General features: G+C 72.2%; 22 protein-coding genes and 1 tRNA gene. 14 read left to right on the top strand and 9 right to left on the bottom strand.

Going from position 1 to position 23725, the window contains the following annotated elements; translation table 11 throughout:
* Positions 1 to 119 precede the first annotated feature (119 nt).
* Positions 120 to 193 (top strand) — tRNA-Gly (locus tag D3A59_RS10110).
* Positions 194 to 671: 478 nt separating this feature from the next.
* Positions 672 to 1490 (top strand): formylglycine-generating enzyme family protein, encoded by an 819-nt coding sequence (locus D3A59_RS10105; protein WP_240636015.1) that lies wholly within the window; start codon positions 672 to 674, stop codon positions 1488 to 1490.
* Positions 1491 to 1521: 31 nt separating this feature from the next.
* Here the strand turns inward: D3A59_RS10105 and D3A59_RS10100 are convergent, their stop codons facing one another.
* Positions 1522 to 2427, bottom strand: coding sequence for a LysR family transcriptional regulator (locus D3A59_RS10100; protein ID WP_119154798.1), 906 nt, complete (start codon positions 2425 to 2427; stop codon positions 1522 to 1524).
* Between the two features lie 140 nt (positions 2428 to 2567).
* Between D3A59_RS10100 and D3A59_RS10095 the strand changes: the two genes are divergently transcribed.
* Complete coding sequence (locus D3A59_RS10095) at positions 2568 to 2945, top strand: cupin domain-containing protein (protein WP_119154797.1); 378 nt, start codon at positions 2568 to 2570, stop codon at positions 2943 to 2945.
* A 227-nt stretch (positions 2946 to 3172) separates the two neighbouring features.
* Here D3A59_RS10095 and D3A59_RS10090 read toward each other — a convergent pair whose 3' ends face one another.
* A complete protein-coding gene (locus D3A59_RS10090) occupies positions 3173 to 4792 on the bottom strand; it encodes a 4-hydroxyphenylacetate 3-hydroxylase family protein (protein WP_119154796.1) in 1620 nt (539 codons plus the stop codon).
* 70 nt (positions 4793 to 4862) lie between these two features.
* Here D3A59_RS10090 and D3A59_RS10085 point away from each other — a divergent pair, with 70 nt between their 5' ends.
* The 4 genes from D3A59_RS10085 (at position 4863) to trmB (ending at position 7407) form a co-directional block, all read left to right on the top strand.
* Positions 4863 to 5570, top strand: a complete 708-nt coding sequence (locus tag D3A59_RS10085; protein WP_119154795.1) for a TetR/AcrR family transcriptional regulator — start codon at positions 4863 to 4865, stop codon at positions 5568 to 5570.
* A 234-nt stretch (positions 5571 to 5804) separates the two neighbouring features.
* Positions 5805 to 6032 (top strand): hypothetical protein, encoded by a 228-nt coding sequence (locus D3A59_RS25330; protein WP_157991468.1) that lies wholly within the window; start codon positions 5805 to 5807, stop codon positions 6030 to 6032.
* Positions 6029 to 6358: a hypothetical protein gene (locus D3A59_RS10080; protein WP_119154794.1), complete on the top strand. Its 330-nt coding sequence runs from the start codon at positions 6029 to 6031 to the stop codon at positions 6356 to 6358. The genes D3A59_RS25330 and D3A59_RS10080 overlap by 4 nt, the downstream gene beginning before the upstream one ends.
* A gap of 317 nt (positions 6359 to 6675) precedes the next feature.
* Positions 6676 to 7407, top strand: coding sequence for a tRNA (guanosine(46)-N7)-methyltransferase TrmB (gene trmB, locus D3A59_RS10075; protein ID WP_119154793.1), 732 nt, complete (start codon positions 6676 to 6678; stop codon positions 7405 to 7407).
* Between the two features lie 49 nt (positions 7408 to 7456).
* On the opposite strand, the gene D3A59_RS10070 is transcribed toward trmB, so the two are convergent.
* Genes D3A59_RS10070 through D3A59_RS10050 form a run of 5 tightly spaced genes read right to left on the bottom strand, consistent with a single transcriptional unit; the run spans position 7457 to position 12335 of the window.
* Positions 7457 to 8314 carry an undecaprenyl-diphosphate phosphatase gene (locus D3A59_RS10070; RefSeq protein ID WP_119154792.1) on the bottom strand — a complete coding sequence of 286 codons (858 nt, stop codon included), beginning with the start codon at positions 8312 to 8314 and terminating at the stop codon, positions 7457 to 7459.
* Positions 8315 to 8372: 58 nt separating this feature from the next.
* Positions 8373 to 8969, bottom strand: a complete 597-nt coding sequence (locus D3A59_RS10065) for a DUF1439 domain-containing protein (protein ID WP_119154791.1) — start codon at positions 8967 to 8969, stop codon at positions 8373 to 8375.
* A gap of 30 nt (positions 8970 to 8999) precedes the next feature.
* Positions 9000 to 10229: an ABC transporter permease gene (locus D3A59_RS10060; protein WP_119154790.1), complete on the bottom strand. Its 1230-nt coding sequence runs from the start codon at positions 10227 to 10229 to the stop codon at positions 9000 to 9002.
* The gene (locus D3A59_RS10055) at positions 10226 to 10975 is read right to left on the bottom strand and encodes an ABC transporter ATP-binding protein (RefSeq protein ID WP_119154789.1); all 750 of its coding nucleotides are present in this window, start codon (positions 10973 to 10975) and stop codon (positions 10226 to 10228) included. Before D3A59_RS10055 ends, D3A59_RS10060 begins: the two co-directional genes overlap by 4 nt.
* A gap of 13 nt (positions 10976 to 10988) precedes the next feature.
* Positions 10989 to 12335, bottom strand: a complete 1347-nt coding sequence (locus D3A59_RS10050; RefSeq protein ID WP_119154788.1) for an efflux RND transporter periplasmic adaptor subunit — start codon at positions 12333 to 12335, stop codon at positions 10989 to 10991.
* 148 nt (positions 12336 to 12483) lie between these two features.
* Here D3A59_RS10050 and D3A59_RS10045 point away from each other — a divergent pair, with 148 nt between their 5' ends.
* The 6 genes from D3A59_RS10045 to D3A59_RS10020 all read left to right on the top strand — a co-directional run bounded on the left by D3A59_RS10045 (position 12484) and on the right by D3A59_RS10020 (position 20042).
* Positions 12484 to 13182 carry a TetR/AcrR family transcriptional regulator gene (locus D3A59_RS10045; protein ID WP_119154787.1) on the top strand — a complete coding sequence of 233 codons (699 nt, stop codon included), beginning with the start codon at positions 12484 to 12486 and terminating at the stop codon, positions 13180 to 13182.
* A gap of 11 nt (positions 13183 to 13193) precedes the next feature.
* The gene (locus tag D3A59_RS10040; RefSeq protein ID WP_119154786.1) at positions 13194 to 14342 is read left to right on the top strand and encodes an efflux RND transporter periplasmic adaptor subunit; all 1149 of its coding nucleotides are present in this window, start codon (positions 13194 to 13196) and stop codon (positions 14340 to 14342) included.
* Between the two features lie 39 nt (positions 14343 to 14381).
* Positions 14382 to 17564, top strand: coding sequence for an efflux RND transporter permease subunit (locus tag D3A59_RS10035; RefSeq protein ID WP_119154785.1), 3183 nt, complete (start codon positions 14382 to 14384; stop codon positions 17562 to 17564).
* 46 nt (positions 17565 to 17610) lie between these two features.
* Entirely contained in the window at positions 17611 to 18264 is a 654-nt protein-coding gene (locus D3A59_RS10030; protein WP_119154784.1) for a protein-L-isoaspartate O-methyltransferase family protein, read from the top strand.
* 5 nt (positions 18265 to 18269) lie between these two features.
* On the top strand, positions 18270 to 18605 hold the full coding sequence (locus tag D3A59_RS10025; RefSeq protein ID WP_119154783.1) for a rhodanese-like domain-containing protein: 336 nt from the start codon (positions 18270 to 18272) through the stop codon (positions 18603 to 18605).
* 66 nt (positions 18606 to 18671) lie between these two features.
* Positions 18672 to 20042, top strand: coding sequence for a TolC family outer membrane protein (locus tag D3A59_RS10020; protein ID WP_119154782.1), 1371 nt, complete (start codon positions 18672 to 18674; stop codon positions 20040 to 20042).
* Positions 20043 to 20148: 106 nt separating this feature from the next.
* On the opposite strand, the gene D3A59_RS10015 is transcribed toward D3A59_RS10020, so the two are convergent.
* Entirely contained in the window at positions 20149 to 21450 is a 1302-nt protein-coding gene (locus tag D3A59_RS10015; RefSeq protein WP_119154781.1) for a 3-deoxy-D-manno-octulosonic acid transferase, read from the bottom strand.
* Between the two features lie 49 nt (positions 21451 to 21499).
* A complete protein-coding gene (locus D3A59_RS10010) occupies positions 21500 to 22876 on the bottom strand; it encodes a phosphomannomutase/phosphoglucomutase (RefSeq protein ID WP_119154780.1) in 1377 nt (458 codons plus the stop codon).
* A 205-nt stretch (positions 22877 to 23081) separates the two neighbouring features.
* Here D3A59_RS10010 and D3A59_RS10005 point away from each other — a divergent pair, with 205 nt between their 5' ends.
* Positions 23082 to 23498 (top strand): carboxymuconolactone decarboxylase family protein, encoded by a 417-nt coding sequence (locus D3A59_RS10005; protein ID WP_119154779.1) that lies wholly within the window; start codon positions 23082 to 23084, stop codon positions 23496 to 23498.
* Positions 23499 to 23725 lie beyond the last annotated feature (227 nt).

Here is a 23725-nt window from a genome sequence, read left to right as displayed (position 1 = left end):
GCAGGGACATCGCCTTCCCTTTTATCGCAAGTCCGCGATGCCCGCGCCGCTCGGAAGGCCCCCATGTGCGGGGCCGGGGACACGGGACGCCTGCGCTGCCCCTATAATCGCGTTCCGCTGCGGGTGTAGTTCAATGGTAGAACGGCAGCTTCCCAAGCTTCATACGAGGGTTCGATTCCCTTCACCCGCTCCAAGAATCTCGCAAGCTGTTGATTCCTCTACAGGATCAAGGCTTCCAGTGCCCCTCTTGCGGCGCCCTGCCTCTCCAGGCATTCAAGCGGCCTCCACGTCCTGCGACTCGCAGTACTGGCGCATCCTCGTGATCGCGTTGGCGATTCGGAAATCCATCTGCCCACCCGCCTCCGTGCCCGGCGTTCCGCGCCGACGTCATCGCGAGGGATGATCCGTGAGCGATGGCGGCAGGTTTTCGTGGAGATGGATCGCCTGGACGCCTTCGGGATTCCCACGAGGCTCGCAGCGCCTCCCCGCATACGGGCTGCATCCTCTTCGAGACGCGGCAGCAGTGCTCGGCATGAACCCGCGGGGCCGAAGCGCGGCAAAGCGCCAGCCGGCTCTGCAGCCGGCGACAATGAGAAGGCTGGGCTCGAGCCCTCACCGCACATGCGCGATACAGACCTCCCCGAGATGGACGACGAAATCCCCCTCCAGCCATGATGACGCTGCCCGTTCCGCCGACAGGTCGCATCGGGCGGCTCAGGCACCTGCTCGTGGCGCTCGCCGCGATCGTGTCGCTGCCGGCAGCGGCCATCCGACCCAACCCGGCAGGGATCGATTGGGTGCGGCTCGGCACCTTCGGCATCGCACGTACCGAGACCACCGTCGTGCAGTTCCGGCGTTTTGCCGAAGCGACCCGTACCGTCACGCAGGCCGAGCGCGCCGGAGGGGGCCTGGTCTACGAGGCCGGCTGGACGCAGAAGCCGGGCTGGACCTGGGCTACACCGTTCGGCGGCAGCCGGCGTGCGGGGGATGACGAGCCGGCGGTGCACCTCACTTTCCATGAGGCACAGGCCTTCTGCCGCTGGGCCGGAGGTCGCTTGCCGACCGATAGGGAGTGGGTCACGGCGGCCTACACGGAGCAGCGGGCGAATCCGCCGGCACCGTTCATGCGCGGCAAGACCTATCCCTACCCGACGGGCGACAGCGCTGCGGGCGCGCAGTGCCTGGAGGACTGCGGCGAAGCTGCGCGACAGCGCGCGATCCGCCACGGCGCCGCGCTGTCACGCGGGGACGGACATGCGCGGGTGACGACGACACCGGCCGGCGTCAACGGCCTGCACGACATGGGCGGCAACGTCTGGGAATGGGTGGACGAGCCGCGAGGTGCGGCCGGGAATGCGGAGCGCCGCACCCGGGGCGGGTCCTGGTGGTACGGCACCGCGCAAATGCGAGCCGATCACCTGCAAGCCAAGCCGGCGGACACCGCCGTGGTCTACATCGGCTTCCGGTGCGCGCGCGACGAGCGAGGCTGACGCGAGGAGGAAGCGCCCGGTCCGCCGAGGATCAGGGTGCAGTCCCGAGAAGTGCTGCCGCGTCCTCGAGCATATCCAGCAGCACCCGCACTCGCGCCGGCACCATCCGGTGGGCCGGCATCACGGCATGGATCGGCAGCGCCGGAGGGCGATGCTGCGGCAGCAGCTCGACCAGCCTGCCGGAGGCGATCCCGTCCGCGGCCATGTAATCGGGCACCTGGGCCATGCCCATCCCGAGCACGGCGGCCTGCACCATCGCCTCGCCTTCGTCGAAGCGCATGCCCTTGGCCGGGTGCAGGGCCACCGCATGGCCCTCGACACTGAACTGCTGGGGCCGGTCGCTGCCCCGGTCCGGTATGCGGAAGACGATATGCCGGTGGGCCGCCAGATCCTGCAGCGCGCGCGGCGTGCCGTGGCGCTCCAGGTAGCCGGGGGAGGCGACGAGGACGAGTTCCTGGCTGGCGAAGCGGCGCGCCACCAGGGTCGAGTCCTGCAGGGCCCCGATCCGGATGGCGACATCGATGCCGTCCTTCACCAGATCGACATGGGTGTCCGAGAAGCGCACGTCGAGCTCCAGGGCAGGATGCCGCTGCACGAGCCGGGCCAGCAGCGGCAGCATCACTTGGCGTCCGAACACGGTCGGCATGTCGATGCGCAAGGTGCCGGTCGGCTCGGCCCGTGCGCCTGCCGCCTCGGACTGCATTTCCTCCAGCTCGGCCAGCAGGCGCTGGCAGCGCTGGAACAGCCGCTCGCCGTCGCTGGTCAAGGTGACCTGACGGGTGGTGCGGTGAAACAGCCGCACGCCCAGCGACTGCTCCAGGCGTGCGACCGCCTTGGGCAGCGTCGAGGGCGCCGTGCCGAGCACGCGTGCGGCAGCCGCGAAGCTGCCGTGCTTCGCCGTCTCGGCAAATGCGACGAGCTGCTGGAGGCCTTGCACAACGATCCTTCGATTGAGGAACCGATGTCGTCAATGTTACGGCGACAAGCCGTCTTCTCGAACCGATCGCCCGGCCCGACACTGACTCACGTCCCAGGCGCCGCGGACACCCTCCCCCTCCCCAACCTCAGGAGACCCGCATGTACGTGATCGAGCAAACCCGCCCGCAGACCACCCCCATTCCCGGCGTCGCCCATGTCACCTGGGCAGGACGGGACGACGGCCTTCAGGATCTCTCCGTGTGGCGCCAGTCACTCGCCCCCGGAGCAGCCACCCCGCCGCACCGACATGACTGCGACGAGGTGGTGCTGTGCCTGTCCGGCCGGGGCGAGGTGCACATCGAGGGCGAGGCCTACCGGTTCGGCGCCGACACCACCGTCGTGCTGCCCAAGGCCCGCGTGCACCAGATCTTCAATGTGGGCGCGCAGCCATTGGAAATCCTGGCTGTCTTCCCCAGCACGCCGGTGCAGGCGGTCTTGCCTGACGGCCAGGCGATGGAGCTGCCGTGGCGCAGTTGAGCCGGAGGGGTCTCTCCGCCCCGTGACGCCCTCGCAAGCCTTTCGCCGGGCGACCCCAGGGCCGGCCCGGCGGCGTGGTGAAGCGCTCTTCTCGCTGCAGTGAGCCTCCTCCCCTGCGGCGGCTCCGATCAATTCCTCCCGTTGCCGCACGGGAGCGGCACCGGCTGCCCTGCCCTCGACCTCAACTACAGGAACAGGGAGGTCTTCGAGAGGCCGGACGCCGCCGCTCAGCGGTCGCCCTCCCGGCCCGGCAGCGGCACCATGACGGGCTGCCCGGGTCGCGTGCAGCCCTGGTCGCAGCAGCGCCCGGGCTGACGGTTGCGGGTGATGGCCCGGTCCCCGTCGGCGAGCACGCCGCGCTCGAGCAGCCGCTCCACCAGCGCGACCTTGTCGCCGACCGGATAGTGGCGCCAGATCTCCTGCTTCATCGCCGCCGGCGAGCCGCCGCCGTGCAGGCTGATGACGGAGTACCAGCCGGCCTGGTAGGAGGCGGTCAGGTCCTCGACGAAGCGGGCCACCTCGATGCGCTTGTCGTAGGGCACGTCCGGGTTGGCGCGCAGCACCTCGGACAGCGTCGCGGCGGTGGCCGGGTTGTGGTCCTCGTCGGGGCCCGGCAGCGTCACGATCAGGCCACCCGAGACCTCGTGCGCGAGGCGGTGCATGTCGTAGATCTGCGTCGCGAGCAGCAGCTTGCCGATGTTCGAGAACACCGGCTCGGGCATGTAGTTGCCGGCATGCGGGTCGCGCGTGCCGTAGACGCTCGCCGCGACGCCGCAGGCGAAGAAGCCCTCGACGATCTTGATGAGCTCCACCATCGGCTCGCGCAGGCTGGCGCGCTCGCCCGGATCGAAGCCGTTGGCCTCGCACATCAGCGCACCGGCGCCGATCAGCAGGTCGCCGAAACCCGCGCGCGCCGCGATGCAGCTGTGCCGGTGGTGCGTCGCGTAGCTGTAGGTGAGCACCGAGGAATGCTCCCATTCGCCGGCATAGAACACGCGCTCCCAGGGCACGAAGACGCGGTCGAAGACGACCACGCCGGTGGCCTGCCCGTAGCGGCGCGAGAACAGCGCCGCGCCGTGCTCGGTCTTCTCGCCGGGACGGCCCGCCGGGCGCGAGACGATCGTCACGCCCGCGGCGTCCACCGGCACCGCGCAGCACACCGCGAAGTCCGCATCCTCGCGGCCCATGCTGCGGCAGGGCATCACCAGGAACTCGTGCACGTAGGGCGCACCGGTGACGATCGCCTTGGTGCCCGAGAGGACGATGCCTCGCGCGTTGCGCTCGACCACGTGCACGTAGGTGTCCGGATTCGCCTGCTCGTGCGGGCGCTTCGAGCGGTCGCCCTTGGCATCGGTCATCGCCACCGCGAGCGACAGGTCCTGCGACTGGACGTGGTCGAGGTAGGCCTCGAAGCGGGCGCGGTGCTCGCTGCCGCCGCGCGCGTCGTCGATGCGGGCGGTGACCTGCGCGAGCGCGTTCATCGCGTCGTGCACCAGGTAGCGCTGCGCGCAGCCCGTCTCCTGGCACAGCAGGCGCACCGCCTCGAGCTTGTTGAGCAGGTCGCCGGCGGACTCGTTGATGTGCAGCATCCGGTTGACGGTCCTGCCGTTGGCGGAGCGCTGCGCGAGCATCAGCGGCGCGAGCGCTGCATCGTGCGCGGCGTCGTAGGTGTAGGCGAGCGCGTTGATGCCCGGCTGCAGCGCCGGCTCGTCGGCCACCGACTCGACGCGGCGGCCGTCCACGTAGACCACCGGGCGCAGTCGCCGCAGCGACTCGCGGTAGTCGGCGCCCGTCATCAGCGAGGACGGCGAGAGGACGGGGGGAACGGCATCGAGCGGTGCATTCATCGCGGATCTCCTCAACAGGAGGAGAAAATTTGAACGCCGTTCATTTTTTCGTCATCCGTACAATCCCTGCATGAACCCTGGCCAAGAAGACGAAGCGGCGCAGGCCGTGCCCACGCCGCGCGAGCGTCGGCAGCGGGCGGTGAGCGAGGCGCGCCGCGACCTGATCCTCGACGCGGCCCGCTCGGCCTTCCTCGAATCGGGCCTCGAAGGCGTCAGCATGCGCGAGATCGCCAGGCGCGCCGGCTACACCGCCGGGGCGCTCTACACCTACTTCGCCAGCAAGGAGGAGGTGTACGCGGCGCTGCTCGACGAGTCGCTGGAGCGCCTGCTGCGCCGCGTGGCGCCCGCGGCAGGCGCGGCACCGGCCGGCCGGATGCCGGCCGCGGCCCGCCGGGAGGCGGCCGAGGCCGCGCTGCGCTCGAGCGCGCGCGCCTTCTTCGAGTTCTATGCCGAGAACCCGCGCGATCTCGACCTCGGCTTCTACCTCTTTCACGGCATGCGCCCGCGCGGGCTGACGCCGGGCCTGAACGAGCGGCTGAACGCACGGCTGCGCGACGCGCTGGCACCGGCGCGAGCCGCGATGGAGGCGCTCGGGCTCGACGAGGAGGAGGCCCAGACCGAGCTGACCGCGCTGTTCGCGCACATCGTCGGGCTGCTCGTGCTCAGCCACACGGGACGCATCCGCATGTTCCGGCGCGAATCGGCGGCCCTCTTCGAGCGCTACCTGGAGGCCTTGGTCGTCCGCTGCCGGGCCCGGCACCCTCGCGACGCGCGCTGAGCGAGGCTTCCTGCGCGCGCCGGGAGTGAGGAGGCGCGCTCCGGAGCCGGGGACGAGCGCCGCCGCGGCCGGAAGCGGCAGGCGGCAATCACCGGGATTGGCGGAAACGATTGGCCGGCGCCGGCGCTGCCGTTCAGACTCTCCTCGACTGCAGCACGGCGACGCCTCCCCCGGGGCCCGGCAGCCGGCGCGCGAAGTCCCCGTCCCATCAGCCCTTTCCCGCAGGAGCCCGGCATGACCGACGCGAACGTCGCCCCCACCCTTCCAGCCCCGGCCGAATTGCGCGGCGCCCCGCGGTCCCGCCTGCTGCACTGCCTCGATCTCCTGGGGCGGCTGGAGCGACGAGGCCCGCAGCCACCGGCCGGCGACCTGTTCGCGCCGAGCCAGGAGGTCCGGTGCCGCCAGCCCGAGGCGCGAGCTCCCGGCATCCCTGCGGCGCGGCAGCGGCGCGAGGCATCATGAGCCGTCACGCCGACGAGCGACACCTGCTCACCCCGGGCGAGGTGGTGCTGACGCTGGGCATCTTCGCCCACAGCCCGCCGCAGTTCGCCACCGACGAGGGCATCGAGATCGCACGCCGGACCTTCACGCAGTTCATCGCTGCGGCCGAGGAAGGCGGCTTCGGCGAAGCCGGGCTGCTGGCCGGGCTGCTGAGCGAGCGCCGCCTGAGCGCGAGAACGCTGCGGCTGGCGGAGTCGGCGGTGCGGGCCGCCGGCGACAAGGGCCGTCGCATCTTCACCGCGCTCGAGCGCCTCGGGGACGGAGATCGGCCGCTGCCGCTGCACTGAGACTCGCCCCGATCCCGGCGGCGCGGTGGGCGTCCGTGCGGACGGCGGCTGCATCGACGCGACGCGCGAGTCGCCGCGCCCGCGCCCTGGTGCGCCGCCTGAGCCGAGCGGCGGCGGCGATCGCTTAAAATCCGCGCCCTCGGGAGTCCGGTCGTCGGGTGCGGCAAGCATCGCGGCCGCGCACCGGGAAGCCCCCGAGGCGGTGCAGCCCCTGCGCCCGCTTTTCGAGGAAACGACGACGACGGCCCCTGCACGGGGCCGTTTTCCTTGGGACGGCCTGCCTTGCCGGCGCGCCGCCCGCCACGAGAGACTGGCGCATGAGCACCGAAGACCCCCGTCCCGCAGACAGCCCCGAAGACAGCCCGGCCGGCGGCCGCGTCGAGCATCCCCGCGCGATCCGCAGCTTCGTGCTGCGCGCCGGCCGCATGGGCACCGGCCAGCAGCGCGCGCTCGCCGATCTGGGCCCGAAGTTCGTGCTGCCCTACGCCGCCGAGCTGCTGGACTTCGCGGCGGTGTTCGGCCGCGAGGCGCCGGTGGTGCTGGAGATCGGCTTCGGCATGGGCGACGCGACCGCGACGATCGCGCAGACGCTGCCCGGCACCGACTTCCTCGGCGTCGAGGTGCACACGCCGGGCGTCGGCGCGCTGCTCAAGCACATCGGCGAGCGCGGGCTGACGAACATCCGCATCGTGCAGCACGACGCGGTGGAGGTGCTTGAGCACATGGTGCCGCCCGCATCGCTCGCCGGCGTGCACGTCTTCTTCCCCGATCCCTGGCACAAGAAGAAGCACCACAAGCGCCGGCTGATCCAGCCGGCCTTCGTCGCGCGGCTCGCGGCGCACCTGCGGCCGGGCGGCTACCTGCACTGCGCGACCGACTGGCAGCCCTACGCCGAGCAGATGCTGGAGGTGCTGTCGGCCGAGCCGGCGCTCGAGAACACCGCCGAGGGCTACGCGCCCAAGCCCGACTACCGGCCGCTGACGAAGTTCGAGAACCGCGGCCTGAAGCTCGGCCACGGCGTGTGGGACCTGGTGTTCAGCAAGCGCTGAACGTGCCGGCGGGGGTCCGGCGACGCCTGTCCGCCGGCGGTCCTCGCATTCAGGCCGACCAGTTCACCCAGCCGGTGTGCCAGCTCAGCAGCACCAGCCCGCCGAACAGCAGCCGGTAGTAGGCGAAGATGCGGAAGTCGTGCGTGGAGACGTAGCGGATCAGCCAGCGGATGCAGACGAGCGCGCTGATGAAGGCGAACGCCAGCCCGACCGCGAACATCGGCAGGTCCGAGAGGCTCAGCAGGTCCCGCTGCTTGTAGAGCGAGTAGGCGCCGGCGCCGACCAGCGTCGGGATGCCGAGGAAGAAGCTGAACTCGGTGGCCGCCTTGCGCGAGAAGCCGAACATCATCGAGCCGATGATGGTCGCGCCCGAGCGGCTGGTGCCCGGCAGCAGCGCGGCGCACTGCACGAGGCCCACCTTCAGCGCGTCGAGCGCCGTCATGTCGTCCACCGTCTCGACGCGCGCGCGCCGCTCCCCCTGGAGGTCGCGCGCCCCGTACTCGCTGCGGTGGCCGCGCTCGACCCACAGGATGATCAGGCCGCCGATCACGAAGGCGGTGGCCACCGGCACCGGGTGGAACAGGTGGCTCTTGATCAGCGAGCCGAGCGCGAGGCCGAGCACGACCGCAGGGACGAAGGCGATCAGCACGTTGCGTGCGAAGCGCTGCGCAACCGCCTCGCTGCCGATGCCGCGCATCGTCGCGAGCAGCCGCGTGCGGTACTCCCACATCACCGCGAACATCGCCCCGGTCTGGATCGCGATCTCGAAGACCTTGACCTTGTCGCCGGTGAACTGCAGGAGCGATCCGGCGAGGATCAGGTGGCCGGTGGACGAGATGGGCAGGAACTCGGTGAGTCCCTCGACGATGCCCATGATCGCCGCCTTGATCAGTAGCGCGAATTCCAAACCAACTTCCCTGTGAAGTGATGAAAACCCCGGGGATGATACCGAGGGGCCCCGGCGCTCAGAGCACCGGCTGGGGCTCGAGCGTGATCGAAACGCCCGAATGGGTGACGGCGATTCCCGCGGGCACGAAACGCAGCCCCTGCAGCCCGCGCAGCTGCTCGGGCCTGAAGCGGTAGACCGGGAAGTCGTGCAGCAGTTGCTCGGCCAGCGGCACCGCGATGCGCCCGAGCTGGCTCTCCATCGCGCTCGGCACGCCGGAGACGTCGAGCCGGTCCACGCGCAGCTCCGTGACGCGCACGCTCGCGTCGCTGCGCTCGAAGCGCAAGCCGTGGCTCAGGCCGAAGGTGCCGCGCCAGCCGCGGTTGAGCAGCAGCTCGCTCGCGGTCAGCTGCAGCTCGGTGCCGATGCGGTTGCTCTGCGGCAGCATCCTCAGGCGCGGCGCGCTCACCGCGACCTCGATCGTCTGCAGGTAGCGGTTGCGGTAGGGGAAGCGGCTGCCGATCACCCGCGCCAGCTCCTCGCTGGACAGCGAGACGGTGCGCGGGCCGATCATGCCGGCGCAGCCGCCGAGCAGCGCCCCGGCTGTGCCGCCGGCCAGCGCCAGCGCCGTCCTCGTCATCCAGGCCCGCCGGCCTTGGTCCGTACTGTCTTGCATGGCTCCTCCTGCCACTTCAATGGTTTTCGACTATTCGTGGCGCAGGGCCTGGATGGGCAGCAGCGCGGCGGCCCGGCGCGCCGGATACCAGCCGAAGAACAGGCCCACCGCGCCCGAGAAGCCCACCGCCAGCAGCACCGCGTCCCAGCCGAGCGCGACCGGCCAGCCCGCGAGCGCCGCGATCAGCGCGGTGGCGGCGCCCCCCAGCAGCACGCCGATCGCGCCGCCGAGCAGGCACAGCGCCAGCGCCTCGATCAGGAACTGCGCCAGGATGTCGCGTCCGCGCGCGCCGACCGCCATGCGCAGGCCGATCTCGCGCGTGCGCTCGGTGACGCTCACCAGCATGATGTTCATGATGCCGATGCCGCCCACCAGCAGGCTCACCCCCGCGACCGCCGCCAGCAGCAGCGCGAGCACCCGGCCCGCCGCCTCCTGCGCCTGCAGCACCTCGGTCAGGTTGCGCAGGTTGAAGCTGTCGTCCTGCCCGGGCTGGAGGCGGTGGCGCTGGCGCAGCAACTCGCGGATGCCGTCCTCGGCAGCCTGCATGCTCTGCCCCTCGTGTACCTTGATACTGATCGAACCGATGCGCCGCACCAGCCCGCCGCCGCCCTGGAGGCGCTTGCGGAAGGTCGACAGCGGCACGATCACCAGGTCGTCCTGGTCCTGGCCGGTCGCGTTCTGCCCCTTGCCCTCGAGCACGCCGACCACCGTCAGCGGCACGCGCCGCACGCGGATCACCTGGTCGAGCGGGTCGGCGTCGCCGAAGAGCTGCTGCGCCACGGTGCGGCCGATCAGCGCCACCTTGCCGGCCGAGGCGAGCTCGCCGGGCTCGAAGTCCCGCCCGGCAGCGAGCGCCCAGTCGCGCGCCACCAGGTAGTCGTTGGTCGTGCCGAACACCGAGGTGCTCCAGTTCGCGTTGCCGGCCACTGCCTGCGCGCCAGTGCGCGACGAGGGCGCCGCCACCTGCACCTCGGGCACCTCGCGCGCGATCGCGGCGGCGTCCTCGTCGGTGAGCGTCTGAGCGGTCTGCGCACCGAGCCGCGCGCCGCCCGAGCTCTGCGAGCCGGGCGTCACGAGCAGCACGTTGGAACCGAGCGCCTTGATCTGCTCGTCGACGCGCTGCTGCGCGCCGCTGCCGACCGCGATCATCGTGATCACCGCCGCGACGCCGATGATGATGCCGAGCATCGTCAGCAGGCTGCGCATCGGCTTGGCGGCGAGCGAGCGCGCCGCCGAGCGCAGCGCCACGGTGAGGTTCATGCCGCCTCCTCGCCGGCCGGCAGCGGCGGCGGGCGGTGCGGCGCCTGCCGCAGGTCCTCGACGATGCGCCCGTCGCGGAAGGTGAGGCGCCGCCCGGCCCAGGCCGCGACATCGCCCTCGTGCGTGACCAGCACCACCGTGATGCCCTGCGCGTTCAGCCCGGCCAGCAGCCGCATGATCTCGTCGGAGGTGCGCGAGTCGAGCGCGCCGGTCGGTTCGTCGGCGAGGATCAGCCGCGGCCGGTTCACGAGCGCCCGCGCGATCGCCACGCGCTGCTGCTGGCCGCCCGACAGCTCGGCCGGCGTGTGCCCGGCGCGCTCGGCGAGGCCGACGCGGCGCAGGCTCTCGAGCGCGCGCTCGCGCCGCTCGGCCGGCTTCACGCCGGCGTAGACCATCGGCAGCTCGACGTTCTCGAGCGCGCTCGTGCGCGGCAGCAGGTTGAACTGCTGGAACACGAAGCCGATGCGCCGGTTGCGGATCGACGCGAGCGCGTCGCGGTCCATCGCCTCGACCGGCTCGCCGGCAAGCCGGTAGCTGCCCGACGTGGGCTGGTCGAGGCAGCCGAGGATGTTCATCAGCGTGCTCTTGCCGGAGCCGGACGCGCCCATGATCGACACGAACTCGCCCTCGCCGATGTCGAGCGACACGCCGCGCAGCGCGTGCACGGTGTGGCCGCCCCGCCCGTAGGTCTTGACGAGCTCGCGCGCCTCGACGAGGGGCGGCGGCGGCACGGTCGCGGTCGGCATGCGGACTCCCGTCTCAGAGCGGCAGGCGCGGGCCGGACGGAGCGCGGTTGCGCGCCGCGCCGCCCGCGGGCACGCCGGTGATGACGGCCGTTCCCGGCTGCAGCAGCGCCGCCTCCGGCGAGCCGGGCGCCACGATCAGCTCGGTCATGCTGCCGTCGCTCAGCCCCAGCCGCACCTCCACCACCTGCGGCCGGCCGTCGCTGCCGGGCAGGTAGACGCGGCCGCGCGCAGCGCCGGCGGCGGCCGGCTTGCCGCCCTTCGCCGGGCCGTCGTCGGCCGCGGCGGAGCGAGCCGATGCCGCGCTGCCGACCGGCTCGGCCTGCGGCAGCCGCACGCGCAGCGCCGCGTTCGGCAGCTTCAGCACGTCCTCGCGACGCGCGGTGAGGATGCGCACGTTGGCCGTCATGCCCGGCAGCAGCGCCGTGCCGGGATTGTCGAAGCCCACCACCACGGTGTAGGTCACGACGTTCTGCGAGCTGCCCGCCGCCTTGCGCATCTGGCGCACCGTGCCCTCGAACTGCCGGCTCGGGAAGGCATCGACCGTGAAGCCCGCGGTCTGCCCCAGGCTCACGCGGCCGATGTCGGCCTCGTCCACCAGCGCCTCGACCTGCATGTCGCTCAGGTTGCGCGCGATCACGAACAGCTCCGGCGCCTGCAGGCTCGCCGCCACCGTCTGGCCGGGCTCGATGCTGCGCTTGATCACGATGCCGTCCACCGGCGCGCGGATCTGCGTGCGCTGCAGGTCGACGCGCGCCTGCGCGAGCTGCGCCTCGCGCTGGCGCACCACCGCCTCGGCGTTTCGCTCCTGCGCCCCGGCGACCGCCAGCTGCGCCTGTGCCACCTTCACCCCCTCGCCGAGCGTCGCGACTGCGGCGCGTGCGCGCTCGGCCTCGGCCGGCGAGACGAAGTCCAGCGCGACGAGGCCCTGCTTGCGCTCGAGGTCACGTCCCGCCTCGGCGAGCTCGACCCGCGCGCGCGACAGCGAAGCCTGCGCCGCCTGCACGTTCGCCTGCGCGGTCAGCACCGAGGCGCGCGCCGCGTCGACATCGGCCTCGGCCTGGCGCACCCGGTACTCGAAGGTCTCCGGATCGAGCCGCGCGAGCAGCTGCCCCCGCTTCACCTCGCTGTTGAAGTCGACCAGCACCTCGCGCATCTGCCCCGAGACCTGCGAGCCGACCTGCACCTGTGCCACGGGCGTGACGGTGCCGGACGCCGACACGCTCGCGAGCAGGCGCCCGCGCTCGAGCGGGGCGGTGCGGTAGGCAGCGGCCTCCTCGGCGTCGCGGCCGAGCCACCATGCGGCCGCGCCCAGCGCGAGCAGCAGCAAGGCGACGAGGGCGGCGATCCATTTCCTGTTCATGCGCGGCGATTCTAGGGATGCGGGCTCCCCTCCCCCGGCCGGCACGCAAGCGAGACGCGCGCCGGTGCGCAATCTTCCCGTCCCGGCCTTCGCCCCTGCGCTTGACCCGACTTGTCCCGCCCCCTACATTACTGACCAGTCAGTCAGTATGAACAACGATCTTCTTCCCCCCCAGGATCCCCCCGCACCGCGTCGCCGCCGCAAGGAGGCGCGGCCCCAGGAGCTGCTCGACGCCGCGCTCGACCTCTTCGTCGAGAAGGGCTTCGCCGCCACGCGTGCCGAGGAGGTCGCCGCGCGCGCCGGCGTGTCCAAGGGCACGCTCTACCTCTATTACCCCAGCAAGGAAGAGTTGCTGAAGGCAGTGGTGCGCCAGAACGTCGCGTCGAAGATCGCCGAGGGCATGGCGCTGGTCGACTGCTTCGAGGGCAGCGCCTCGGAGCTGCTCGCGCTGGTGCTGCGCGGCTGGTGGGAGCGCATCGGCGAGACCAAGGCCTCCGGCATCCTGAAGCTGATGATGGCCGAGGTCGGCAACTTCCCGGATCTCGCGCAGTTCTACCTGCGGGAGGTGATCGAGCCCTCGCATGCGCTGCTGCAGCGCGTGCTGCGCATGGGCGTGGAGCGCGGCGAGTTCCGGGCGACGGACCCGGAGTACACCGTGCACGCGCTGGTGGCGCCGATGCTGTTCGTGTCGATGCAGATGCACAGCATCGGCCCCTGCATGGGCACCGAGCGGCAGATCGATCCCTGCCGCTTCGTCGAGGTGCAGATCGACCTGATGCTGCGCGGCCTGCGGGGCGACGCCCCGCCCCTGACGCTTTCCGCCTGCAGCCCCCCGGCCTGCGCCTGAAGGACACGGACATGAAACGCCGCTCGCTCGCCTGGCTCGTGCTGTCGCTGCTCGTCGTCGCGGCGCTCGGGACGGCCGTCGTGCGCGCGGTCCACAAGCGCCAGGCGCAGCAGCAGGCGGCGAGCACGGCGCCAGCGGCCGTCGCGCTCGAGCTGACCCCCGCCGACCTGCTGGGCGCGACGCGCGGCGAGCTCAGCCGCACGCTGGAGGTCTCCGGCGGGCTGCGCGCGGTGAATTCCGCGCTCGTGAAGGCGCGCGTCGCCGGCGAGGTGCGCGAGATCACGGTGCGCGAGGGCGACGCGGTGCAGGCCGGCCAGGTGCTGGTGCGCCTGGACCCGAGCGAGCACGAGGCGCGGCTGCGCCAGGCGCAGCAGAACGCCGCGGCCGCGCGCGCGCAGGCCGAGATCGCGCGCCGCACGCTGCAGAACAACCAGGCGCTGGTGGCGCAGGGCTTCATCTCGCGCAACGCGCTGGAGACGGCCGAGTCGAACGCCGCCGCCGCGCGCGCCAGCGCCGAGGCGGCCGACGCGGCCGCGGACCTCGCGCGCAAGGTGCTCGCCGACACGGTGCTGCGCGCACCGCTCGCCGGCCGGGTCTCGCAGCGTCTGGTGCAGCCGGGCGAGCGCGTCGGCGTCGACGCGCGGCTCGTCGAGCTGCTCGACGTGTCGCGGCTCGAGCTCGAGGCGGCGCTGCCGCCGCAGGACGCGCTGCAGCTGCGCCCCGGCGCCGCCGCGCGGCTGACGGTGGAGGGCTGGCCCGAGCCGCTGCCGGCGCGCGTGGCGCGCATCAACCCGGCGACGCTGCCGGGCAGCCGCGCGGTGCCGGCCTACCTGACGCTCGACAACCCCGGCCCGCTGCGCGCGGGGCTGTTCGCGCGCGGCGTGATCGAGCTCGAGCGCCGCGAGGTGCTGCACGTGCCGCTCGCCGCGGTGCGCAGCGACCAGCCCCGGCCCTACGTGCTGCTGATCGAGGACGGCCGCGTGCAGCAGCGCGGCGTGCGCCTGGGCCTGCGCGGCGAGGCCGGTGGCGAGGCGGCGGTCGAGATCGTCGAGGGGCTGCAGGGCGGCGAGCGGCTGCTGCGCGGCTCGCTCGGCAGCCTGCGCCCCGGCACGCCGGTGCGGCTCGTCGAGGCCGCCCGCGCCCCCGCCGACCCGCGCTGACGCGCCGCACCACGACCCCGCGCCCCCGGAGCCCGCCCCATGTGGTTCACCCGCGTCTCGATCCAGAACCCGGTGTTCGCGACGATGATGATGCTCGCGCTCGTCGTGCTCGGGCTGTTCTCGCTGCAGCGCCTGAAGGTCGACCAGTTCCCGGACATCGAGTTCCCGACCGTCGTCGTGCAGATGGACTATCCGGGCGCCTCGCCCGAGATCGTCGAGGCCGAGGTCACGCGCAAGGTCGAGGAGGCGGTCAACACGATCGCCGGCATCAACCAGATCAACTCGCGCTCCTACGAGGGCACCTCGCTCGTGATCGTGCAGTTCGACCTGCGCATGGACGGCCGCCGCGCGGCCGAGGACGTGCGCGAGAAGCTGTCGATCATGCGCCCGACGCTGCGCGAGGAGGTCGAGGAGGCGCGCGTGCTGCGCTTCGACCCCGCGAGCCGCCCGATCTACACGCTCGCGCTCACGAGCCCTGACGGCCGCCAGAGCCAGCTCGAGCTGACCCGCTACGCCGACCAGGTGCTGAGGAAGCGCCTGGAGAACGTGCGTGGCGTGGGCTCGGTGGCGCTCGTCGGCGGCGTCAAGCGCGAGGTGCGCATCCAGATGCGCCCCGACGCGATGGAGGCCTTCGGCATCGGCGTGGATCAGGTGATCGCGGCGGTGCGCAGCGAGAACCAGGAGCTGCCCGCGGGCAGCCTGCGCTCGGCCGAACGCGAACGCGTGGTGCAGATCGAAGGCCGGATCGCGCGCCCCGAGGATTTCGAGCGGCTCGTCGTCGCGCGTCGCGGCGGCGTGCCGGTGCATCTCGCGCAGGTGGCCGAGGTCGTCGACGGCGCGCAGGAGACCGAGACGCTCGCGCTGCACAACGGCCAGCGCACGCTCGCGCTCGACGTGCAGAAGGCGCAGGGCCAGAACACGATCGAGGTCATCGACGGCCTGAACCGCGCGGTGGCCGAGATCGCGCCGGAGCTGCCCCCCGGCATGAAGCTCGACGTGGTGCGCGACGCGTCGCGGCCGATCCGCGTCGGCGTCGCCAATGTGCGGCAGACGATGATCGAGGGCGCGCTGCTGACGGTGGCGATCGTGTTCCTGTTCCTGAACTCCTGGCGCTCGACCGTCATCACGGGCCTGGCGCTGCCGATCGCGCTCATCGGCACCTTCGGCTTCATGCACGCCTTCGGCTTCTCGATCAACATGGTCACGCTGATGGCGCTGAGCCTGTGCGTGGGCCTGCTGATCGACGACGCGATCGTCGTGCGCGAGAACATCGTGCGGCACGCGCAGATGGGCCGGGGCGCGCGCGAGGCCTCGCTCGCCGGCACGCAGGAGATCGGCCTGGCGGTGCTCGCGACCACGCTGTCGATCGTCGCGGTGTTCCTGCCGATCGGCTTCATGGGCGGCATCATCGGCAAGTTCTTCCACGAGTTCGGGCTGACGATCGTCGTCGCGGTGCTGATCTCGATGTTCGTGAGCTTCACGCTCGACCCGATGCTGTCGAGCGTCTGGCACGACCCGGCGATCCACCCCGAGAGAGAAGGCGGGCGGCGCACGCTCTACGACCGCACGCTCGGGCGCGTCACCGGCGCGGTGGACCGCTTCTCGCACGCGCTCGGCGACGGCTACCAGTCGCTGCTCGCGTGGTCGCTGCGGCACAAGCTCGCCACGCTCGGCGTCGCGCTCGCCACCTTCGCCGGCAGCTTCGCCCTGATCCCGCTGCTCGGCAGCGAGTTCGTGCCGAAGGCCGACTTCTCCGAGACCTTCGTCAGCTTCCACACGCCGGTCGGCTCCTCGCTCGAGGTGACCGAGGAGCGCGCGCGCCGCGTCGACGCGCTCATCCGGCAGATGCCGGAGGTGCGCTACACCGTCACGACGATCAACAGCGGCGCCGCGCAGGGCCGCAACCAGGCCTCGATCTACGTGCGCCTGGTCGACCGCGCCGACCGCGCGCTGAACCAGGAGCAGCTCACCGGCCCGCTGCGCGAGCGGCTCGCCGCGGTGCCGGGCATCACCGTGACCCACGTCGGCATGCTCGATGCGGTCGGCGGCCAGAAGCCGGTCCAGCTCTCGATCCAGGGACCGGATCTCGCCGAGCTCGAGCGGATCAACCGCGAGGTGCAGGAGCGGCTGCGCGCCGTCCCGGGCCTCGTGGACCTCGACAGCAGCATGAGGGCGGCGCGCCCGACGGTGGCGATCGACGTGAGGCGCGACGCCGCGTCGGACCTCGGGCTCGGCGTCGGCAGCATCACGAGCGCGCTGCGCGCGCTGGTGGCGGGCCAGGCGGTCGGCAACTGGCGCGCGAGCGACGGCGAGAACTACGACGTGCGGGTGCAGCTCGCGCCCGGCGCGCGCGACTCGGCCGAGGACCTGCGCCGGCTCGGCCTCTCGGTCGGCAGCAACGCCGACGGCAGCCCGCGCATCGTGCGCCTGTCGCAGGTGGCCGACGTGCGCGAGGCGAGCGGCGCCAACCAGATCAACCGCCGCGACATGAACCGCGAGGTCGAGATCACCGCCAACGCCGCCGGCCGCTCGCTCGGCGAGGTCTCGGCCGACATCCGCCGCGTGCTCGAGGAGCAGCCGCTGCCGGGCGGCTACCGCTGGCGCTTCGGCGGCTCGACCAAGGACATGCAGGAATCCTTCGGCCACGCGATCTCGGCGCTGGCGATGGCGGTGATCTTCATCTACATGATCCTCGCGTCGCAGTTCCGCAGCTTCCTGCAGCCGGTGGCACTGATGTCCTCGCTGCCGCTGACACTGATCGGCGTCGTGACGATGCTGCTCGTGTTCGGCTCGACGCTGAACCTGTTCTCGATCATCGGCATCGTGATGCTGATGGGCCTGGTGACGAAGAACGCGATCCTGCTGGTCGACTTCGCGAACCGCGCCCGCGCGGGCCTTGCCGGCGACGGCCTCGACGGAACACCGATGGGGCGCGAGGAGGCGCTGCTGCGCGCGGCGCGCGTGCGGCTGCGGCCGATCCTGATGACGACGCTGGCGATGATCTTCGGCATGGTGCCGCTCGCCTTCGCGCTCAGCGAAGGCTCCGAGCAGCGCGCGCCGATGGGCCAGGCCGTGATCGGCGGCGTGATCGCCTCCTCGCTGCTGACGCTGGTGGTGGTGCCGGTGGTCTACTGCTGGCTCGACGACCTCGGCGCCTGGCTGCGCCGGCGCTTCGGCGCGCGCGCCACACCCGACCCGCTCGTGTCAGGGGAGGCGAAATAAAATGCAAGTCTTTGCCAACGCCACGTTTTCCCCTAGGACGGTCGCCATGAACATCGAACAAGCCCGCTTCAACATGATCGAACAGCAGATCCGGCCGTGGGACGTGCTGGACCCGGGCGTGCTGTCGCTGCTGGCCGTGGTCAAGCGCGAGGACTTCGTGCCCGAGGCCTACCGCTCAATGGCCTTCGTCGACATGATGATCCCGCTGCCCGGCGGCGAGTCGATGCTCGAGCCCAAGCAGGAGGCCCGGCTGCTGCAGGAGCTCGACGTGCACAAGCACGAGAAGGTGCTCGAGATCGGCGCCGGCTCCGGCTACATGGCCGCGCTGCTCGCGCACAAGGCGCAGCAGGTGCTGACGCTCGAGATCCACCCTGAGCTCGCGAAGTTCGCCGCCGACAACCTGCGCCGCGCCGGCATCTCCAACGCCCAGGTGCGCCAGGCCGACGGCTCCAGGGGCGCGCAGGCCGAGGGCCCCTTCGACGTGATCCTCGCGTCTGGCTCGGTCGCCGCGGTGCCGCAGGTGCTGCTCGACCAGCTCAAGGTCGGCGGGCGCCTGGCCACCATCGTCGGCAGCGAGCCGGTGATGCGCGCCACCATCGTCACCCGCACCGGCGAGCGCGAGTTCCGCAGCGTCGAGGTCTTCGACACCCTGGCGCCGCGCCTGCACGGCTTCCAGGAACCCACCCGATTCCGCTTCTGAACGCCATGCAACTCCCGGTCCGCGACGTCCACGCCCTGCTCCAGTCCGCCGACCCGTCCGCAGCGCCCGTGCTGCTGGACGTGCGCGAGGCGTGGGAGGTGCAGCTCGCGGCGATCCGCTCGCCCGCGGCGCCGACGCTGCACATCCCGATGCAGGAGATCCCGGCGCGGCTCGCGGAGCTGCCGCGCGACCGGCCCATCCTCTGCTACTGCCACCACGGCATGCGCAGCATGCAGGTGGTGCGCTTCCTGCACCAGCAGGGCTACGACGAGGCGCTCAACGTCGCCGGCGGCATCGAGGCCTGGTCGCTGCAGGTCGACCCTGGCGTGCCGAGGTACTGAGGTTTTTTCCGCCCCCCGGCGGGCGCTGCCGACGCCGGCGCCGCCAGAATCAGAAGAGGAAGGCCCATGTCCGCACCGAGAACGCACCTGCCGTCGCTGCTGCCGCGACGCCCCGCCCTGCTGGCCGCCGTCGCGGCCGGGCTCGGCCTCTGGCTCGCCGGTCCCGCCCAGGCGCAGAGCCTGCTCGAGCTCTACCAGGCCGCACGCGACTACGACGCGAGCTACCTGAGCCTGCGCGCGCAGGCCGAGTCCGCCGAGCACCGCGCCGCGCAGGCACGCGCGCTGCTGCGGCCGAACCTCGGGCTCACGGCCAGCGCCGCGCGCAGCGAGACCGATCCCCCCCGCGGCGGCAACTTCCCGAACGACAGCCGCCAGCTCGCGCTGTCGGGCCGGCAGCCGCTCTTCAACCGCGCCAACAGCGTGACGATCGAGCAGGCCGAGCGCTCGCTCGAGGCCGCCCGCGCGCGGCTCCAGGCGGCCGAGCAGGAACTGATCGTGCGGATCTCGCAGGCCTACTTCGCGGTGCTCGCGGCGCAGGACACGCTCGCGACGGTGCGCACCAGCAAGGCCGCGATCTCGGAGCAGCTCGCCGCGGCGAAGCGCAACTTCGAGGTCGGCACCGCGACGATCACCGACACGCGCGAGGCTCAGGCGCGCTTCGACCTCGCGAGCGCCCAGGAGATCGCCGCCGAGAACGAGCTGCGCGTGCAGCGCGTCGCGCTCGACCAGCTCGTCGGCCGTCCCAATGTCGAGCCGCGCCCGCTCGCCGTGCCGGTGACGCTGTCTGCGCTCGCCCCTGCCGAGCTGAGCGACTGGGTGCAGCGCGCCGAGACCGGGCATCCGAACGTGCGCCAGGCGGCGCTGGCGCTCGACGTCGCGCAGCTCGAGATCCGCAAGGCGCGCGCCGGCCACCTGCCGACCGTCGACCTGGTCGGCAACGTCGGCCGCAGCCGCAACGACTACGGCGCGGGCGCCCCGGCCGCCACCCAGCTGCAGAACGGCACCGCCGGCTCCAGCAGCGTCGGCGTGCAGCTCAACATGCCGCTGTTCTCGGGCTTCTCGGTGCAGAACCGCGTGCGCGAGACGGTCGCGCTCGAGGAGGCCGCGCGCAACGACCTCGACGCCGCGCGGCGCACCGTCGCGCAGGCCACGCGCCAGGCCTACTTCGGCGTGCAGTCCGGCCAGGCGCAGGTGCGGGCGCTGGAGGCCGCCGAGGCCTCCAGCCAGCTCGCGCTGGAGGCGACGCAGCTCGGCTACAAGGTCGGCGTGCGCGTGAACCTCGACGTGCTCAACGCGCAGACCCAGCTCTTCACGACGCGCCGCGACCTCGCGCAGGCGCGCTACAACGTGGTCGTCGGCAGCCTGCGGCTGCGCCAGGCGGCCGGCGTGCTGGGCGCCGACGACGTCGCCGCGGTCAACACCCTGCTGGCGCGCTGAAGGCCGCGCGCGTCCGGGCTCCTTCCACCTCACCTTCCGCCCCGCCGGCGCGCATGCGCCCGCGGGGCTTTTTCATGCGGGGGCTCCGCCGCCGGGCCGGCAACGCTCAGCCCTTGAGCAGCGCATGGATCGCCTGCGCCATCCGCTCGGCCGCGCCGCGATGCGCACGCGCGAACTCCAGCGCGGCGCCGCGCATCGCGTCGGCCTGCCCGCGCCGCGCTGCGCACAGCGCCAGCGCCTCGGCCACCGCGTCGGACCAGCCGCGGCAGCGCAGGCTCGCGCCGGCCGCCAGCGACAGCTCGGCGGCCTGCGCGAAGTTGAAGGTGTGGGGCCCCATCAGCACCGGGCAGCCGCAGGCCGCCGCCTCGATCAGGTTCTGGCCGCCCAAGGGCGCGAAGCTGCCGCCGAGCAGCGCGACGTCGGCGGCCGCGTACCAGGCCGGCATCTCGCCCATCGAGTCGCCGAGCCACACGTCGGACTCGTCCGCGGGCGGGCCCTCGCCCCAGTCGCTGCGGCGTGCGAGCGTGAAGCCCGCCGCGCGCACCGCCTGCGCCACCTCGTCGAAGCGCTGCGGATGGCGCGGCACGAGGACGAGCCGCGGCGCCTGCGGCAGCGCCGCGGCATCGAGCGCCTCGCGCCAGGCGGCCAGCAGCGCCGGCTCCTCGCCCTCGCGCGTGCTTGCCGCCAGCACCACCGGCCGCCGGGCCGCGGCGCGCCAGGCGCGGCCGCGCGCCAGCAGCGCAGGGGCCGGGTTCATGTCGAACTTCAGGTTGCCGCACACCCGCACCTCGCGGGCCCCGGCCTCGCGCAGGCGCCGCGCGTCCTCCTCGGTCTGCGCGAGCGCGAGCGACAGCGACTCCACCGCCGGGCGCAGCACTGCATCGAGGCGCTGCCCCTGCCGAAGGCTCTTCTGCGACAGCCGCGCGTTGACCAGCACCATCGGCACGCCCTGCGCGCGCGCGCCGAGCAGCAGGTTGGGCCAGATCTCGGTCTCCATCAGCAGGCCGACGCGGGGGTGGAAGCGCCGGAAGAAGCGCTGCACCACGCCCGGCGTGTCGTAGGGCAGCCAGACCTGCTCGTCGCCGGGGCGCAGCAGCGCGGCGCCCGCCTCGCGGCCGGTCGCGGTGCCGTGCGTGAGCAGCAGGCGCATGCCGGGCTGCTGCGCGCGCAGCGCCTCGACCAGCGTCGCCGCGGCGCGCGTCTCGCCGAGCGAGACGGCATGCACCCACACCCAGCCGTGCTGCGGCGCCTCGTCATCGGCGTAGTGTCCGAGCCGCTCGCCGACGGCGTGCCGGTACAGCGGTTCGTGGCGCCCGCGCCACCACAGCTTCAGCAGGTAGGCGGGCAGCAGGCCGCGCAGCAGGCCGCTGTAGGCCAGCCGCGCGATTCGGGACGAGAGGGGCGGCATGCGGGCCGCCTCAGACCGGGAACTGCAGGGTCACGAGGCAGACGCGCCGTCAGTGGCCGGCGCTCACGTGCGCGTCGGGCTTGACGGCGAGGATCGCCGCCATGAACTGCTTCTGGATGCGATCGAGCGCGGCCTGCGTGTGGCCCTCGAAGCGCAGCACCAGCACCGGCGTGGTGTTGGACGCGCGCACCAGGCCGAAGCCGTCCTCGAACTCGGCGCGCAGGCCGTCGATCGTGATCAGCTCCTTCGCGTCGTCGAACTTCGCGGTCTGGCGCAGGCGCTCGATCACCTCGTGGTGCTCGCCCTCGGCGCAGGGCACGTTCAGCTCGGGCGTGCTGAAGCTCGTCGGCAGCGCGTTGAGCACGGCGCTCGGGTCGCTCTCGCGGCTGAGGATCTCGAGCAGGCGCGCCGCGGTGTAGGTCGCGTCGTCGAAGCCGTACCAGCGCTCCTTGAAGAAGATGTGGCCGCTCATCTCGCCGGCGATCGGCGAGCCGGTCTCCTTGAGCTTGGCCTTCACGAGCGAGTGGCCGGTCTTCCACATCAGCGGCACGCCGCCGGCCTCGCGGATCGCGGGCGCCAGGCGCTGCGTGCACTTGACGTCGTAGATCACGGTGGCGCCGGGGTTGCGCGCGAGGATGTCCTTCGCGAACAGCATCAGCTGGCGGTCCGGGTAGATGATCTGCCCGTCCTTCGTGACGACGCCGAGGCGGTCGCCGTCGCCGTCGAAGGCGAGGCCGAGCTCGGCGTCGGTGTTCTTCACCGTCTCGATCAGCTCGGCGAGGTTCTCGGGCTTGGAGGGGTCGGGATGGTGGTTCGGGAAGTCGCCGTCCACCTCGGAATACAGCTCGGTGACTTCGCAGCCGAGCGCACGCAGGATGCCGGGCGCCGAGGCGCCGGGGATGCCGTTGCCCGAGTCCACGACGATCTTCATGGGGCGCGCGAGCCTGCAGTCCGAGGTGATGCGCTGCGAGTACTCGGGCAGGATGTCGAGCACCGTCACCGCGCCCTGGCCCTGCGCGTAGTCGCCCGCCTCCATGCGGCGGCGCAGCCCCTGGATCTCCTCGCCGTAGATCGCCTTGCCGGCCAGCACCATCTTGAAGCCGTTGTAGTCCTTCGGGTTGTGGCTGCCGGTGACCTGGATGCCGGAGTTGCAGCGGGTCGCCGCGACGTAGTAGGTCATCGGCGTCGTGACCGCGCCGAGGTCGATCACGTCGATGCCGGTCGAGGTCAGCCCGCGGACCAGCGCGGCGACCAGCGACGGCCCCGACAGCCGGCCGTCGCGGCCGACGGCGACGGTGGTCTCGCCGAGCTGCTTCGCCTCGGTGCCGAAGGCGCGGCCGAGATGCTCGGCCACCTCCTCGTCGAGCGTCTTTCCGACGATGCCGCGGATGTCGTAGGCCTTGAAGATGGAGGCGGCAAGCTGCATTGAAGAATCCCTTGCTGATTTGTTCGGACGAATCGGGGCCCGGAGGCCGCTCGCGGGGATTGTAGGCAGGCCGCATGCCGGCATCCGGGCAGCATTGCAACAGGTCGGCGATCACGCCGTGGAAGCGGTCGACGCGGCGCCTGTCGGGGACGGTTCAGCCGTCTGCGGTAGGCTCTGCGCTTCCGTTCCACTCCTGCCTGTCGCCATGAATCCCGACTCCCCTGCCCTGCCGCCCGACGCCTACAAACAAGGCCTCGCGATCCGCCGCCGCACGCTCGGCGATGCGCATGTGGATCGCGCGCTCGCGAACGCCGGCCCGCTGCAGGCCGAGCTGCAGCAGCTCGTCACCGCCTACGCCTGGGGCAGCGTCTGGACGCGCCCGGGGCTGTCGCCACGCGACCGCAGCCTGGCGACCGTCTCGATGCTGGTCGCCCTCGGCAAGACCAAGGAGCTCGAGGGCCATGTGCGGGGCGCGCTGAACAACGGCGTCACTCCCGAGGAGCTGAAGGAGTTGCTGCTGCACAGCACGGTGTACTGCGGCTTCCCGGCGGCGATCGATGCCTTCCGCACCGCGGTGCCGGTGATCGAGCAGCATCTGCAGCAGGCGCAGAACGCCGCCTGATGCGCTGGGCGGCCTGCGTCGCGGCCCGCTCGCCCCGAGGGACGATCGTGCGACGAGTTCGGCTCGCAAGCACAAGCACAAGCACAAGCACAAGCTGAAGCTGAAGGCACCTCGGCCCCACAACCTGCGGGTCGCTCTTGCCCGGCAGCGCCAAGCCGGTGCGTACCGCAGGAGCCGCGGCGCGGAGTGCCAAGCCAGACTCGCCGAGTTGCGCAGGCAGCTCCAGC

It is taken from the genome of Caldimonas tepidiphila (assembly GCF_003569765.1).
In the GTDB taxonomy this organism is placed as follows: Bacteria; Pseudomonadota; Gammaproteobacteria; order Burkholderiales; family Burkholderiaceae_C; genus Caldimonas; species Caldimonas tepidiphila.
Note: the sequence above shows the minus strand (reverse complement) of the source record. Positions and strands in the feature narration are given on the sequence as shown.